Genomic DNA, 13,631 nt, shown 5'->3' on the forward strand with positions numbered 1-13,631 from the left:
TTCATGAAGATCGTTTCGCTCGCGCCGGAAGTCCTGTAACGAGGTTGATGCCATGAACCGTATCCGCAAGGGCGACCAGGTCCTGGTTATCGCCGGCAAGAACAAGGGCCAGAAGGGCGAGGTGACGCGCGTCGCGGGTGAATCCGTGTTCGTGCAGAACATCAACCTGGTCAAGCGCCACACCAAGCCGAATCCGCAGGCGAACCAGCCCGGCGGCATCGTCGAGCGTGAGGCTGCGATCCATATTTCCAACGTAATGCTGTTCAACACCGCTACCGGCAAGGGTGAGCGCGTGGGCTTCAAGACGCTCGAAAACGGGCGCAAGGTCCGCGTGTACCGCTCGTCCGGCGAAGTGGTCGACGCCTGAGGCCTGCCGACATGACCCGCCTTGAAAAGATCTACAAAGAACAGGTCGTGCCGAAGCTGACCCAGCGTTTCGGCTACACCAACCCGATGCAGGTGCCGCGCCTGTCCAAGATCACGCTCAACATGGGTGTGGGCGAGGCGGTCGGCAACAAGAAGATCCTCGAGAACGCCGTGGCCGACATGGCGAAGATCGCCGGTCAGAAGCCGATCGTGACGCTGTCCCGCAAGGCGCATGCGACGTTCAAGATCCGCGAGAACTGGCCGATCGGCTGCAAGGTGACGCTTCGTCGACACCGCATGTTCGAGTTCTTCGACCGCCTGATCAACATTTCGCTGCCTCGCGTGCGCGACTTCCGCGGCATCTCGGGTCGTTCGTTCGATGGCCGCGGCAACTTCAACATGGGCCTGAAGGAACAGATCATCTTCCCCGAGATCGACTTCGACCAGATCGACGCGCTGCGCGGCATGGACATCGCGATCACGACGACCGCCCGTACCGACGAGGAAGCGAAGGCGCTGCTCGAGGCGTTCAACTTCCCGTTCCGCAACTGACAGCGCGACAGCAGGATCCAGGATTATGGCCAAGACTTCGATGATCAACCGCGATCTCAAGCGCGCCAAGCTCGTGAAGCGGCATGCCGCCAAGCGCGTGGAGCTCAAGAAGATCGTCTCCAGCACGACGGCGTCGTACGACGAGAAGCTCGCCGCTGCAGTGAAGCTGCAGAAGCTGCCGCGGGACTCGAGCCCCTCGCGCAAGCGCAATCGTTGCGAGCTGACCGGCCGCTCGCGCGGCGTCTACAGCAAGTTCGGCCTCGCGCGCCACAAGCTGCGCGAAGCGACCATGCGCGGCGACGTACCGGGTCTGCGCAAGGCCAGCTGGTAATCGCAAACCCGGCCGACGTCGGCCGGGCCAATCAAAATTGATCATTCGCATTTCGCGGATATCGGTGCACTCAGAGGTGTTTTTTCATGAGCATGACTGATCCCATCGCCGACATGTTTACGCGCATTCGCAATGCGCAGGCCACGGGCAAGCGTTCCGTGGCGATGCCGGCCTCACGCGTGAAGCACGCAATCGCCAACCTGCTTAAGGACGAGGGCTACGTCGCCGACGTGCAGACGAACACCGTCGAGGGCAAGGCGAAGCTCGAGATCGCCCTCAAGTATTACGAGGGCAAGCCGGTCATCGAGCGGATCGAGCGCGTCAGCCGCTCGGGCCTGCGCGTGTATCGCGGCAAGGACGAGTTGCCGCGGGTCCTCAATGGCCTCGGCATTTCGATCGTTTCCACGTCGTCCGGCATCATGACCGACGCGCAGGCTCGCAAGAAGGGGCTGGGCGGCGAAGTCATCGGCCTGGTCGCCTAAGTTTCTTGGAGAGATAAGACATGTCCCGCGTTGCCAAGAAACCCATTGCCCTGCCGAAGGGCGTCGAGTGCCAGGTCAAGGCCGATGCGATCACCGTGAAGGGCCCGAAGGGCACGCTCGCGATCGCGTCGCCGGCCGGAGTGAATGTAGCCGTCGATGGCGGCACCGTCACGCTCAGCGCCAAGAGCCCCAACGACACGAAGATGGCGGGTACCGCCCGTGCGTTGATCAACAACATGGTCACCGGCGTCAGCGAAGGCTACCAGCGCAAGCTGGAGCTGGTCGGCGTCGGCTACCGCGCCGCACTTGCAGGCAAGGATCTCAGCCTCACGCTCGGCTTTTCCCATCCGGTCGTCTTCAAGGCGCCGGAAGGCATCACGATCACGGTTCCGGCGCAGACCGAAATCCTGATCGCGGGTGCGGACAAGCAGCGCGTGGGCGAAGTCGCCGCGAAGATCCGCGCCTTCCGCCCGCCGGAACCCTACAAGGGCAAGGGCGTGCGTTACTCCGGCGAACAGATCACCCTCAAAGAGGCCAAGAAGGCGTAGTGCGGGCTTCCCGCAGGGGCTCGGCCATGCCCGGCCGGACTTCTCACTAGAGCTGCCGATCCGCTTCTGGAATTACGACCATGGAAAAGAACATCGCAAGACTCCGCCGCGCCAAGTCGACGCGCGCGCACATCCGCACGCTGGGCGTGCCGCGCCTGAGCGTGCATCGCAGCGGCCAGCACATCTATGCGCAGGTGCAGACCGCCGACGGCGACAAGGTGATCGCTGCCGCGTCGACCACGCAGAAGGCGATTGCCGAAGGCCTCAAGGGCACGAAGAACAAGACCGCAGCCGCAGCCGTCGGCAAGGCGGTCGCCGAGGCCGCCATCAAGGCGGGCATCGAGAAGGTCGCGTTCGACCGTTCGGGCTTTCGCTACCATGGCCGCATCCAGGCGCTCGCGGACGCGGCGCGCGAGGCGGGCCTGAAGTTCTGATCCCCCGCGGCCGTTCGCGGCCGTGCGGGAGCGTGCAACGATTCCGGCTTGCTGCCGGGCGCCAGGGCTGGCGCATGCGTGACCGGATTGAGCCGTTCCGGAACCGTTCCATCACAACTCCAAGCGGCGTTGCCGCAAGCAGAAGTCCGCAACCGCTCCGGCGGGCGGCATGACAGGTGAAACATGGCGAATACGAACGAACGTGAGAACAGCGACGGCTTCCTCGAGAAGCTGATCGCGGTCAACCGCGTGGCGAAGACCGTCAAGGGCGGCCGCCAGATGAGCTTCACGGCGCTGACGGTGGTCGGCGATGGCGATGGACGCGTCGGCTTCGGTTACGGCAAGGCACGTGAAGTGCCGGTCGCGATCTCCAAGGCGATGGAACGTGCGCGCAAGGGCATGGTCAAGGTGGACCTCAACAACGGCACGCTGTTCCATGCGGTGAAGGCCAACCATGGCGCAGCCAAGGTGTTCATGCAGCCGGCGTCGGAAGGTACCGGCGTGATCGCGGGCGGCGCGATGCGCGCCGTTCTCGAGGTGGTCGGCGTCAAGAACGTGCTGGCCAAGGCGGTCGGCTCGCGCAATCCGATCAATCTGGTGCGCGCGACGATCAATGGCCTGCAGGCGATGGTGTCGCCGGCGCGCATTGCGTCCAAGCGCGGCAAGTCGGTCGACGAGGTGATGGGCAATGGCTAAGACGAAGGCGATGGAAGGCAAGACGATCCGCGTCCGCCTGTTCAAGAGCATCAACGGTTGCCAGGAGCGCCATCGCATCAGTGTTCGCGCGCTCGGTCTGCGCAAGCTCAATGATGTGCGCGAACTGGTGGATTCGCCGTCGGTGCGTGGCCTGATCAATCAGGTCAGCTATCTGGTCCGCATCGAAGAGAGCGCCTGAGGCGCCCGGGGCATTGAACTCGCGTTCGATGCCTCGACCTAGCAATTTCTCTGGAGTCGATTGACATGCGTCTCAACACACTCAAGCCCGCCGCAGGTGCCCGCAAGGATCGCGTCCGTGTCGGTCGCGGCATCGGTTCGGGGCTCGGCAAGACGGCCGGTCGCGGCCACAAGGGCCAGTACGCGCGTGCGGGCAAGGGCAAGGTCAAGGCCGGCTTCGAAGGTGGCCAGATGCCGCTGCAGCGCCGCTTGCCGAAGGTCGGTTTCCGCTCGAAGAAGGCACACGAAGTCAGCGAAGTGCTGCTGTACCAGCTCGATTCGTTGAAGGCCGACGTGGTCGATTTCGACGTGCTCAAGGGCGCCGGACTGATCGGGACGCGCGCCGCGCGGGCGAAGATCGTGAAGAAGGGCGAGATCAAGCGAGCGGTGAAGCTCAAGGGCGTGGCGGTCACCGCCGGCGCCAAGGCCGCGATCGAGGCTGCCGGCGGCAGCGTGGAGTAAGCGCGTGGCGTCTTCGCAGTCGAATCCGCTCGCTTCGCTCGGCAAGTTGACCGAGCTGAAGCAACGCCTGCTGTTCGTGGTCGGCGCACTCGTCGTGTACCGGCTCGGTTCGTTCATTCCCGTGCCGGGTGTCAACCCGGAGGAGATGGCGCGCCGCATCCAGCAGGGCGGCGGGCTGCTCGACATGTTCAACATGTTCTCGGGCGGTGCGTTGAGCCGACTGTCGATCTTCGCCCTCGGCGTCATTCCGTACATCTCGGCATCGATCATCGTCCAGATGTTCGCGTCCGTGATCCCTAGCTGGCAGCAGCTGCGCAAGGAAGGCGAGGCAGGTCGGCGCAAGCTGACCACGTATACGCGCCTCGGAACCGTTGCGCTGGCGCTGTTCCAGTCGTTCGGCGTCGCCTCGATGCTGCAGACGCAGGCGGGCATCGTCTACGCGCCCGGCCCGAGCTTCATCTTCACGACCGTCGTGGGCCTCACCGCCGGCACGATGTTCCTCATGTGGCTGGGCGAACAGATCACCGAACGCGGCATCGGCAATGGCATTTCGCTGCTGATCTTCTCCGGCATCGTCGCCGGGCTGCCGGCCGCGGTCGTGCATACGCTCGGCATGGCGCAGACGGGCGAATTGCCGATCCTGCGGGTTCTGATCGTGTTCGTGATCGTGCTCGCGGTCACCGCGTTCGTCGTGTTCATGGAGCGTGGCCAGCGTCGGATCACGGTGAACTACGCACGGCGGCAGGGCGGGGCAGGCAAGGCGTACATGAACCAGAGTTCGCACTTGCCGCTCAAGATCAACATGTCGGGCGTGATCCCGCCGATCTTCGCGTCCTCGCTGCTGATGTTCCCGGCGACGGCGGCAACCTGGTTCAACAACGCCAACGAGATCCACTGGCTGCAGGTGCTCACGGCGTCGCTCGGTCCGGGCGAGCCGCTGCACATGCTGCTGTACGCGCTGCTCATCATCGTGTTCGCGTACTTCTACACGGCGTTGACGTTCAATTCGCAGGAGACCGCGGACAACCTGAAGCGGTCCGGCGCGTTGATTCCGGGACTGCGCCCGGGCAAGGCGACGGCCGACTACATCGACGGCGTACTGACACGCCTTACCGGCGCCGGCGCGCTGTATCTCGTCGCGGTTTGCCTGGTGCCGGACATCCTGCGCAACGCGTGGCACGTGCCGTTCTATTTCGGTGGTACGTCCCTGCTGATCGTGGTGGTCGTGGTCATGGACTTCACCGCCCAGATCCAGGCGCACCTGGTTTCCCACCAGTACGAAAGTCTGCTCAAGAAGGCGAATTTGCGCGGCCGTTGAGCGGTAAAGGTCCAAGTCCGGCCCCGAGCGGGCCGGGGGTTTCCCGGCAGCGGTAAACCGGATATAATGTCAAGTTCTCTGCGCACTTAAGTAGTTTTTTTGGAGATCAACAAGCATGGCACGCATTGCGGGTGTCAATCTGCCGGTACAGAAGCATGTCGTGATCGGCCTGCAGAGCATTTTCGGCGTCGGCCGTTCGCGCGCGAAGAAGGTCTGCGACGGCGCGGGTGTCAATCCTGCCGCCAAGATCAAGGACCTGACCGAGGCCGAGGTCGACAAGCTGCGCCATGAAGTCGCCAAGTTCACGGTCGAAGGTGACCTGCGACGCGAGGTCGGCATGTCGATCAAGCGCCTGATCGACCTCGGTACCTACCGCGGCCTGCGCCACCGTCGCGGCCTCCCGCTGCGCGGGCAGCGCACCCGCACCAACGCGCGCACCCGCAAGGGCCCGCGCCGCGCCATCAAGAAGTAATTTCGCAGGATATCCGGGCAAATGAACAAACCCGTTGCAGTCAAGCCGAAGAAGAAGATCAAGCGCGTGGTGACGGATGCCGTCGCCCATGTGCAGGCTTCGTTCAACAACACGATCGTCACCATCACCGATCGCCAGGGCAATGCCCTTTCGTGGGCGACCGCGGGCGGTGCCGGCTTCCGTGGCTCGCGCAAGTCGACGCCGTTCGCCGCGCAGGTCGCCGCCGACAAGGCCGCGCGCGTGGCCGCCGACTATGGCGTGAAGACGGTCGAAGTGCGCATCAAGGGGCCGGGCCCGGGGCGTGAATCGGCCGTGCGCTCGCTGAACAATGCGGGCTTCAAGGTCACCAACATCATCGACGTGACGCCGATTCCGCACAACGGATGCCGTCCGCCGAAGAAGCGTCGCGTGTAAGGGGAATCAGGAACCATGGCTCGTTATCTCGGACCCACCTGCAAGCTCGCGCGCCGCGAAGGCGCCGACCTCAGTCTCAAGAGCCCCGCGCGCGCGCTCGATTCGAAGTGCAAGCTGGAGCAGAAGCCCGGCCAGCACGGCGCCGCCGGCGCCAAGCGTGGTCGCCTTTCCGACTACGGCGTGCAGCTGCGCGAGAAGCAGAAGGTGAAGCGCATCTACGGCCTGCTCGAGCGCCAGTTCCATACCTATTACCAGAAGGCGTCCGGCCAGAAGGGCAATACGGGCGAGAACCTGCTGCGCATGCTCGAGTCGCGCCTCGACAACGTCGTCTACCGCATGGGCTTCGCGGTGACGCGCGCGGCCGCGCGCCAGCTGGTGTCGCACGCCGCCGTACGCGTCAACGGCAAGAAGGTGAACCTGCCTTCTTACCAGGTGCGCCCGGGCGACGAAGTCGCGCTCAGCGAGCGCGCCAAGAGCCAGCTCCGCGTGCAGGAGTCGCTGACCGTGTCGCAGGAAATGGACCTGACCCCGTCGTGGGTCGAGGTCGACGCGAAGAAGGCGAGCGGCCTGTTCAAGGCGATGCCGGAACGTTCCGATCTGCCGTCGGACATCAACGAAAGCCTGATCATCGAGCTGTACTCGAAGTAAGGAGGCCGGGCCCCGCCCGGACCTTCGCAGGAACACATCACTTTGAGGAATCCGCGAGGATTCTTGGAGTCAACTGCATATGGCGGGATCGTCCACCAACGTGCTGCGTCCGCGCGGCATACAAGTCGAACGCCTCGGTACCGACCGCGCCAAGGTCGTCGTCGAGCCGCTGGAGCGCGGCTTCGGTCACACGCTCGGCAACGCGCTGCGTCGCGTGCTGCTGTCGTCCATCCCTGGTAGCGCGATCATCGAAGTCGAAATCGACGGCGTGCTGCACGAGTACACGACGCTCGAAGGCCTCCAGGAAGACGTCATCGAGGTGCTCCTCAACCTCAAGGACGTGGCCATCCGCATGCACGGTCAGGATGAGACCACCCTCACGCTCAGCAAGAAGGGCAAGGGCGTCGTCGTCGCTGGCGACATCAAGGTCGATCATTCGGTCGAGATCGTCAACCCCGATCACGTGATCTGCCACCTGACCAAGGACATCGCGCTCAACATGCGCCTCAAGGTCGTGCGCGGCGTCGGCTACCAGCCCGCCACTGCGCGCCGCCTGCCGGACGAGGAAGCGCGTCCGATCGGCCGGCTGCAGCTCGATGCGTCGTTCTGCCCCGTTCGCCGCGTCGCCTACAACGTGGACAGCGCGCGCCTCGAACAGCGTACCGATCTCGACAAGCTCGTGCTCGACGTCGAAACCAACGGTGCAATCGACGCCGAGGAAGCGGTGCGCAAGGCCGCCGAGATCCTGCAGGACCAGATCAGCGTGTTCGGCGATTTCGCGCGCCGCGAGAGCACCGATGCGAAGACCGACAAGAGCGGCGTCGACCCGGTGCTTCTGCGCCCGATCGACGACCTCGAGTTGACCGTGCGGTCGGCCAACTGCCTGAAGGCGGAAAGCATCTACTACATCGGCGATCTCGTCCAGAAGACCGAGGTCGAGCTGCTGAAGACTCCGAACCTCGGCAAGAAGTCGCTGACGGAGATCAAGGACGTGCTCTACCAACGCGGGCTGCAGCTCGGCATGAAGCTCGACAGCTGGCCGCCGCCCGGTCTCGTGCACGGCATGCAGCTGGGCTGATAGTTTGCTTTTGCGATCGTCCTTGATCGCCGCTGCGGCCGATGGTCGCGAGAGGTCGCGTTAACGACTTCGATGTAGCCCAGGGCGGCCGTCCATGGCCGCACCGTTCGACAAATGCAGTTTCATGGATAGCCCGTTCATCGGGCTCAAGACAGCGGGTAACCGCGGGTCGCCGGGCATGAGTCCCGGCTTCTCATAACAATCGAGACAACGAGGATTCACCCATGCGCCACCAGAAGGCCGGTCGCAAATTCAATCGCACGAGCAGCCACCGCGAGGCGATGTTCAAGAACATGGCCGCGTCGCTGTTCAAGCACGAGCTCATCCGTACCACGCTGCCGAAGGCGAAGGAGCTTCGTCGCGTCGCCGAGCCGCTGATCACGCTCGCGAAGACCGACGGCGTCGCCAATCGTCGCCTCGCGTTCGCGCGCCTGCGCGACAAGGAAGCGGTCGGCAAGCTGTTCGTCGAGCTCGGCCCGCGCTATCGCGAGCGCAAGGGCGGGTACCTGCGCCTTCTGAAGTGCGGCTTCCGCAACGGCGACAACGCGCCGATGGCGTACGTCGAGCTCGTCGATCGCCCGCGGTCCGACGCGGGCGACCAGACCGCGGATTGAGATCCGCGCCTGCTCGTCGTTGAAAGGCCCCGGTCCGTCCGGGGCTTTTCGTTTCAACGGGGCGCGCACGACCGCGCCGGCGTGGCGCTTCGTGCCGGAACGACGGGTATGCACCGCCGCGGCGCGGTCGTCCCAAAGCATGGGTCGGCCGCACGGCTGCATCGGGTCGCGTGCCGCCGCCATGCAAGGCCTTTGCATCGGTTCGTCGTTCGCTTGCCGCTCGTGTTCGCAGCGAGGTTCGACGCGGCACTTCGGTTGCGCCCCGTTGTCTGCACATCCGCTGGCGCGCCGGTTCTACGGCAATTTCCGTAGCATCGACGTGACGCTAGACTTGGCGCAATCGATCACGGAGTACGCATGAACCCGAACCCGTTCGCATGGCCGTTCCGCTCGCAGTTCGCGCTCGGCGCGCTCATCTGCTTCGGCCTGGTCGCCTACGCGTACTTCATCCTCGAACGCCAGCAAGGCATCGTTCCGTGCCCCAAGTGCATGTTCCAGCGCGGCGCCTTCGTCGCCATGGGCGTGTTCTTCCTCGCGGGCGCACTGCACGGCCCCGGGGGGACGGGCCGGCGCGTATACGCACTGCTGGTCGCGCTCTTCGCTTCCATCGGCGCCGTGATCGCCGTGCAGCATCTGTGGATGCAGATGAATCCGCCTGACCCGCTCATGGGCGGTTGCGGCATGGACTTCTACACGCTGTTCGACAACCGGTTCCCGCTTGCCCAGGCGATCAGGAAGGCGTTCATGGCGAGCGGCGATTGCAGCGAGAGCAGCTGGCGGCTGCTCGGCATCACGATGCCGGGGTGGACGCTCATCGCCTACTTCCTGCTGGGTGCAGGCACGCTGTGGGCTGGATTCCGACGCCGCCCGGCGTGAGGCTCGATACGCCACCGTCGGTATGACGGCCGTCGCGGGCTATGGCATGATCGTTTTCCGCATTGCAGCAAGCCACGATCGCCATGGCCTTCCCGGAACCCCTTGTACCGCTCGGCAGCGCCCTCCGCGAATGGTCACCGTCGTCATGGCAGGGCTCCCCGCAGACGCAGCAGCCCGTCTACGCGGACGAGATTGAACTCGGCCTGGCGCTCGCGCAGCTGTCGCAGCTGCCGCCGTTGGTCACGTCGTGGGAGATCCTCTCGCTCAAGCGCCTGCTCGCCGAGGCTGCCGCGGGCGAACGGTTCCTGCTGCAAGGCGGCGATTGCGCGGAGAGTTTCGACGACTGCACGTCGCCGCTGATCTCGAACCGCCTCAAGGTCATGTTGCAGATGAGCCTCGTGCTCGTGCACGGGCTCAAGCTGCCGGTCGTGCGCGTCGGCCGATTCGCCGGTCAGTACGCAAAGCCCCGCTCGGCCGACCACGAAACGCGCGATGGAAGGACGTTGCCGAGCTACCGCGGTGACCTCGTCAATGCGGCGGCGTTCACCGCGGAGGCGCGCCGCGCCGATCCCCAGCGCCTCATCCGCGCCCACGCGCGATCGGCGATGACGATGAATTTCGTGCGCGCCCTCGTCGATGGCGGTTTCGCCGACCTGCACCATCCCGAGTACTGGGACCTCGGCTGGGTCCAGCACTCGCCGCTGCAGGACGAGTATCGCGCGATGGTCGAGTCGATCGGCAACTCGCTGCGATTCATGGAAACGCTCGCGGGCGAACCGCTCGGCAGCTTCCAGCGCGTCGACTTCTACACCTCGCACGAGGCGCTCGTCCTGCACTACGAACAGGCGCTCACGCGCCGCGTGCCGCGGCAGGCGGGGTGGTTCAACCTGTCGACGCATTTCCCGTGGATCGGCATGCGCACCGCGGCGATCGACGGCGCGCACGTCGAGTACTTCCGCGGCATCCGCAACCCGATCGCCGTCAAGGTCGGGCCTTCGGTGACGCCCGACCAACTGCGTCGTCTCGTCGACGTGCTCGATCCCGAGCGCGAACCGGGCCGCCTCACCCTCATCCATCGCATGGGAGTGGCGAAGATCGAGAGCGCCCTGCCGCCGTTGCTCGCGGCGATGAAGGGCGCCGGGCGCACGCCGTTGTGGGTTTGCGATCCAATGCACGGCAACACGGAGACGGTCGGCAACGGCGTGAAAACGCGGCGGTTCGAGAACATCCGTGGCGAACTCGACCGCGCGTTCGATGTACATGCCGCCGCCGGCACGCGCCTGGGCGGCGTGCATCTCGAGCTCACCGGGGAGAACGTCACCGAGTGCATGGGTGGCGCGCGTGACCTCACGGAAACCGACCTGACGCGCGCGTACAAGTCCCAGGTCGATCCACGCCTCAACTACGAGCAATCGCTCGAGATCGCGATGCTCATCGTGCGCAAGCGAGGGGCGCTGGCGAACGCCGGCTGAGCAGGCCCGGATCTCGAGCCGCGGGACCGGCGCAGGACCGTACGTCGCACCTGCGCAGTGGCGCATCGATCGCGCCATTCCGAGCCATCGGGCCTGGCGCGCCTTCCATCCGCGCCGCGGGTCGGATCGCCGCGCCGCGGTCCGAAGCAGGGAGTCACCCGGCAGCGAATGCGCACGCGCCGCAGCGCGTGCGCGCGATCGTCACGCGGCCTGGCGCGAAGCGCGCTTGCGGTCGTTCTCGGTGAGATGCTTCTTGCGCAGGCGAATCGCCTTCGGCGTGACTTCGACGAGTTCGTCGTCCTCGATGAACTCGAGCGCCTGCTCCAGCGACATGCGGATCGGCGGCGTCAGTTGCACGTTGTCGTCCTTGCCGGCCGCCCGGATGTTCGTGAGCTGCTTCGCGCGCAGCGCATTCACCGTAAGGTCGTTGTCCTTCGCGTGGATGCCGACGAGCTGGCCTTCGTAGATCTCGTCGCCTTCGCTCACGAGCAGGCGTCCGCGCTCCTGCAGGCCGACCAGCGCGTACGCGGGCGCGGGACCCTGGCCATTCGAGATCATCACGCCGTTCGGGCGCTTGGCGATCGCGCCTTCCGCCTTCGGGCCGTAGTGGTCGAAGACGTGGAACAGCAGGCCGGTGCCCGCGGTGATCGTGCGGAACTCGGTCTGGAAGCCGATCAGGCCGCGCGCCGGGATCGTGTACTCGAGGCGCACGCGTCCCTTGCCGTCCGGCTCCATGTTGACGAGCTGGCCGCGGCGCATGCCGAGGCGCTCCATGACGCCGCCCTGGTACTGCTCCTCGAGGTCGCACACGAGCTGCTCGATCGGCTCGCTCGGCACGCCGTCGATGTCCTTGATGATGACCTCCGGGCGCGACACCGCGAGCTCGTAGCCTTCGCGACGCATCGTCTCGATGAGCACCGACAGGTGCAGCTCGCCGCGACCGGACACCTTGAACTTGTCCGGATCCTCGGTTTCCTCGACCTTGAGCGCGACGTTGTGCAGCGTTTCGCGCAGCAGGCGGTCGCGAAGCTGGCGCGAGGTGAGGAACTTGCCGCCGCTATGGTCGCGGTTGCCGGCGAACGGCGAATTGTTGACCTGGAACGTCATGCTGATCGTGGGTTCGTCGACGGTCAGCACCGGCAGTTGCTCCGGCGCTTCCGGCGCGCAGATCGTGTCGGAGATGCCGAGCGCCTCGATGCCGTTGACCGCGATGATGTCGCCGGCTTCGGCTTCCGCGACTTCACGCCGCTCGAGCCCCATGAAGCCGAGCACCTGCAGCACCTTCGCATTGCGACGCTTGCCTTCGCGGTCGATGATGACGACCGGCATGTTCGTGCGCACCTTGCCGCGCTGCACGCGGCCGATGCCGATCAGGCCGACGTAGTTGTTGTAATCGAGCTGGCTGATGCGCATCTGGAACGGGCCATCGAGATCGACCTGCGGCGGCGACACGTGCTGCATGATCGCTTCGTACAGCGGCGTCATGTCGCCCGAGCGCGCGTCGGGATCGAGGCTCGCGTAGCCGTGCAGCGCCGACGCGTAGACGACCGGGAAGTCGAGCTGTTCGTTGGTCGCGCCAAGGCGGTCGAACAGGTCGAAGGTCTGGTTCAGCACCCAGTCGGGGCGTGCGCCCGGCCGGTCGATCTTGTTGATGACGACGATCGGGCGAAAGCCCATCTGGAACGCCTTCTGCGTCACGAAGCGCGTCTGGGGCATCGGACCGTCCATCGCGTCGACGAGGATGAGCACCGTGTCGACCATCGACAGCACGCGCTCGACCTCGCCGCCGAAGTCGGCATGGCCCGGCGTGTCGACGATGTTGATGCGGTTGCCCTGCCAGGTGATCGCGGTGTTCTTCGACAGGATCGTGATGCCGCGTTCCTTTTCCTGGTCGTTCGAGTCCATGACGCGCTCGGCGAGCACGGTGCGCTCGCTGAACGTGCCGGACTGCTTGAGCAGGCAATCGACGAGCGTCGTCTTGCCGTGGTCGACGTGGGCGACGATCGCGATGTTGCGGAGGTTTTCGATGGACATCTGGGCAGGCCTGCAGCCGTCGACGCGGCCGGTTTGGGGATCGGGGCGGCGGGGAGCCGCAAGTCAGCCGGATATTATAGCGGGAATCCGTGACCGCTGCCGGCTCCGCCGGGAATCCTGCGCGCGGATCGGTTAGGCTGCGCGTCCCACGAATCCGGAGCCATCCCGATGTCCCTCCCCGAGCTGACCGCCGAAATCGCGACCGCGCACGGTACGATCCACCTGCGCCTGTTCGCCGACCAGGTGCCGATGACCGTCGCGAGCTTCGTCAACCTCGCGCGCCGCGGCTTCTACGACGGCAAGACGTTCCATCGCGTGATCCCCGATTTCATGATCCAGGGCGGCTGCCCGCAGGGCAGCGGCACCGGCGGCCCCGGCTACCAGTTCGACGACGAGATCGTGCCGGCGCTCAAGCATGACCGCCCGGGCATCCTGTCGATGGCCAACGCGGGCTCGCGCATGGGCCGCGGCACCAATGGCAGCCAGTTCTTCATCACGCACGTGCCGACACCGTGGCTCGACGGCAAGCACACCGTGTTCGGCAGCGTCGTCGGCCCGGCCGACCAGGCGATCGTCGACAAGATCAAGGGCGGCGAC

The 13,631-nt window shown here is 65.4% G+C and carries 19 protein-coding genes; 18 read left to right on the plus strand and 1 reads right to left on the minus strand.

The features are described 5' to 3' along the window. Positions 1–52 precede the first annotated feature (52 nt). The 17 genes from rplX to VI238_RS08815 all read left to right on the plus strand — a co-directional run bounded on the left by rplX (position 53) and on the right by VI238_RS08815 (position 11,000). Positions 53–367: a 50S ribosomal protein L24 gene (gene rplX / locus VI238_RS08735; protein ID WP_331650485.1), complete on the plus strand. Its 315-nt coding sequence runs from the start codon at positions 53–55 to the stop codon at positions 365–367. Between the two features lie 11 nt (positions 368–378). Next, a complete protein-coding gene (gene rplE, locus VI238_RS08740) occupies positions 379–918 on the plus strand; it encodes a 50S ribosomal protein L5 (protein ID WP_331650487.1) in 540 nt (179 codons plus the stop codon). Positions 919–943: 25 nt separating this feature from the next. Then, positions 944–1,249 carry a 30S ribosomal protein S14 gene (gene rpsN / locus VI238_RS08745; protein WP_331650489.1) on the plus strand — a complete coding sequence of 102 codons (306 nt, stop codon included), beginning with the start codon at positions 944–946 and terminating at the stop codon, positions 1,247–1,249. Positions 1,250–1,335: 86 nt separating this feature from the next. Then, positions 1,336–1,731, plus strand: a complete 396-nt coding sequence (gene rpsH, locus VI238_RS08750) for a 30S ribosomal protein S8 (protein WP_331650491.1) — start codon at positions 1,336–1,338, stop codon at positions 1,729–1,731. Positions 1,732–1,751: 20 nt separating this feature from the next. Further along, on the plus strand, positions 1,752–2,279 hold the full coding sequence (gene rplF, locus VI238_RS08755; protein WP_331650493.1) for a 50S ribosomal protein L6: 528 nt from the start codon (positions 1,752–1,754) through the stop codon (positions 2,277–2,279). A gap of 80 nt (positions 2,280–2,359) precedes the next feature. Then, entirely contained in the window at positions 2,360–2,713 is a 354-nt protein-coding gene (gene rplR / locus VI238_RS08760) for a 50S ribosomal protein L18 (protein WP_331650495.1), read from the plus strand. 183 nt (positions 2,714–2,896) lie between these two features. Next, positions 2,897–3,409 (plus strand): 30S ribosomal protein S5, encoded by a 513-nt coding sequence (gene rpsE / locus VI238_RS08765; protein WP_331650496.1) that lies wholly within the window; start codon positions 2,897–2,899, stop codon positions 3,407–3,409. A 10-nt stretch (positions 3,410–3,419) separates the two neighbouring features. Beyond that, entirely contained in the window at positions 3,420–3,608 is a 189-nt protein-coding gene (rpmD, locus tag VI238_RS08770; protein WP_331650517.1) for a 50S ribosomal protein L30, read from the plus strand. Between the two features lie 59 nt (positions 3,609–3,667). Further along, positions 3,668–4,108 (plus strand): 50S ribosomal protein L15, encoded by a 441-nt coding sequence (gene rplO / locus VI238_RS08775; RefSeq protein ID WP_331650519.1) that lies wholly within the window; start codon positions 3,668–3,670, stop codon positions 4,106–4,108. A gap of 4 nt (positions 4,109–4,112) precedes the next feature. Next, entirely contained in the window at positions 4,113–5,426 is a 1,314-nt protein-coding gene (secY, locus tag VI238_RS08780) for a preprotein translocase subunit SecY (protein ID WP_331650498.1), read from the plus strand. 115 nt (positions 5,427–5,541) lie between these two features. Further along, positions 5,542–5,898, plus strand: a complete 357-nt coding sequence (rpsM, locus tag VI238_RS08785) for a 30S ribosomal protein S13 (protein WP_331650500.1) — start codon at positions 5,542–5,544, stop codon at positions 5,896–5,898. 21 nt (positions 5,899–5,919) lie between these two features. Next, entirely contained in the window at positions 5,920–6,312 is a 393-nt protein-coding gene (gene rpsK / locus VI238_RS08790; RefSeq protein WP_331650502.1) for a 30S ribosomal protein S11, read from the plus strand. Between the two features lie 15 nt (positions 6,313–6,327). Next, positions 6,328–6,960 carry a 30S ribosomal protein S4 gene (gene rpsD / locus VI238_RS08795; RefSeq protein WP_331650504.1) on the plus strand — a complete coding sequence of 211 codons (633 nt, stop codon included), beginning with the start codon at positions 6,328–6,330 and terminating at the stop codon, positions 6,958–6,960. A gap of 79 nt (positions 6,961–7,039) precedes the next feature. Next, a complete protein-coding gene (locus VI238_RS08800) occupies positions 7,040–8,038 on the plus strand; it encodes a DNA-directed RNA polymerase subunit alpha (protein ID WP_131994909.1) in 999 nt (332 codons plus the stop codon). A gap of 224 nt (positions 8,039–8,262) precedes the next feature. Further along, positions 8,263–8,652: a 50S ribosomal protein L17 gene (gene rplQ, locus VI238_RS08805; RefSeq protein ID WP_331650507.1), complete on the plus strand. Its 390-nt coding sequence runs from the start codon at positions 8,263–8,265 to the stop codon at positions 8,650–8,652. 357 nt (positions 8,653–9,009) lie between these two features. Continuing rightward, positions 9,010–9,528, plus strand: coding sequence for a disulfide bond formation protein B (locus VI238_RS08810; protein WP_331650509.1), 519 nt, complete (start codon positions 9,010–9,012; stop codon positions 9,526–9,528). Between the two features lie 83 nt (positions 9,529–9,611). Next, positions 9,612–11,000 carry a class II 3-deoxy-7-phosphoheptulonate synthase gene (locus VI238_RS08815; RefSeq protein ID WP_331650511.1) on the plus strand — a complete coding sequence of 463 codons (1,389 nt, stop codon included), beginning with the start codon at positions 9,612–9,614 and terminating at the stop codon, positions 10,998–11,000. 201 nt (positions 11,001–11,201) lie between these two features. Here the strand turns inward: VI238_RS08815 and typA are convergent, their stop codons facing one another. Continuing rightward, positions 11,202–13,034, minus strand: a complete 1,833-nt coding sequence (gene typA / locus VI238_RS08820; protein WP_331650513.1) for a translational GTPase TypA — start codon at positions 13,032–13,034, stop codon at positions 11,202–11,204. 168 nt (positions 13,035–13,202) lie between these two features. Here typA and VI238_RS08825 point away from each other — a divergent pair. Next, a partial coding sequence (locus tag VI238_RS08825; protein ID WP_331650515.1) for a peptidylprolyl isomerase occupies positions 13,203–13,631 on the plus strand: 429 nt, incomplete at its 3' end.

It is taken from the genome of Dokdonella sp. (assembly GCF_036518555.1).
Taxonomy (GTDB): domain Bacteria; phylum Pseudomonadota; class Gammaproteobacteria; order Xanthomonadales; family Rhodanobacteraceae; genus Dokdonella_A.

What these genes read in the sequence shown, in the direction of transcription:
- rplX (WP_331650485.1), top strand. Translation starts at nt 53, where the DNA reads ATGAACCGTATCCGCAAGGGCGACCAGGTCCTGGTTATCGCCGGCAAG.
- rpsK (WP_331650502.1), top strand. Translation starts at nt 5,920, where the DNA reads ATGAACAAACCCGTTGCAGTCAAGCCGAAGAAGAAGATCAAGCGCGTG.
- rplF (WP_331650493.1), top strand. Translation starts at nt 1,752, where the DNA reads ATGTCCCGCGTTGCCAAGAAACCCATTGCCCTGCCGAAGGGCGTCGAG.
- rpsD (WP_331650504.1), top strand. Translation starts at nt 6,328, where the DNA reads ATGGCTCGTTATCTCGGACCCACCTGCAAGCTCGCGCGCCGCGAAGGC.
- rplE (WP_331650487.1), top strand. Translation starts at nt 379, where the DNA reads ATGACCCGCCTTGAAAAGATCTACAAAGAACAGGTCGTGCCGAAGCTG.
- rplR (WP_331650495.1), top strand. Translation starts at nt 2,360, where the DNA reads ATGGAAAAGAACATCGCAAGACTCCGCCGCGCCAAGTCGACGCGCGCG.
- rpsN (WP_331650489.1), top strand. Translation starts at nt 944, where the DNA reads ATGGCCAAGACTTCGATGATCAACCGCGATCTCAAGCGCGCCAAGCTC.
- rplQ (WP_331650507.1), top strand. Translation starts at nt 8,263, where the DNA reads ATGCGCCACCAGAAGGCCGGTCGCAAATTCAATCGCACGAGCAGCCAC.
- rpsM (WP_331650500.1), top strand. Translation starts at nt 5,542, where the DNA reads ATGGCACGCATTGCGGGTGTCAATCTGCCGGTACAGAAGCATGTCGTG.
- VI238_RS08815 (WP_331650511.1), top strand. Translation starts at nt 9,612, where the DNA reads ATGGCCTTCCCGGAACCCCTTGTACCGCTCGGCAGCGCCCTCCGCGAA.
- rpmD (WP_331650517.1), top strand. Translation starts at nt 3,420, where the DNA reads ATGGAAGGCAAGACGATCCGCGTCCGCCTGTTCAAGAGCATCAACGGT.
- VI238_RS08810 (WP_331650509.1), top strand. Translation starts at nt 9,010, where the DNA reads ATGAACCCGAACCCGTTCGCATGGCCGTTCCGCTCGCAGTTCGCGCTC.
- rpsH (WP_331650491.1), top strand. Translation starts at nt 1,336, where the DNA reads ATGAGCATGACTGATCCCATCGCCGACATGTTTACGCGCATTCGCAAT.
- typA (WP_331650513.1), bottom strand. Translation starts at nt 13,034, where the DNA reads ATGTCCATCGAAAACCTCCGCAACATCGCGATCGTCGCCCACGTCGAC.
- rpsE (WP_331650496.1), top strand. Translation starts at nt 2,897, where the DNA reads ATGGCGAATACGAACGAACGTGAGAACAGCGACGGCTTCCTCGAGAAG.
- VI238_RS08800 (WP_131994909.1), top strand. Translation starts at nt 7,040, where the DNA reads ATGGCGGGATCGTCCACCAACGTGCTGCGTCCGCGCGGCATACAAGTC.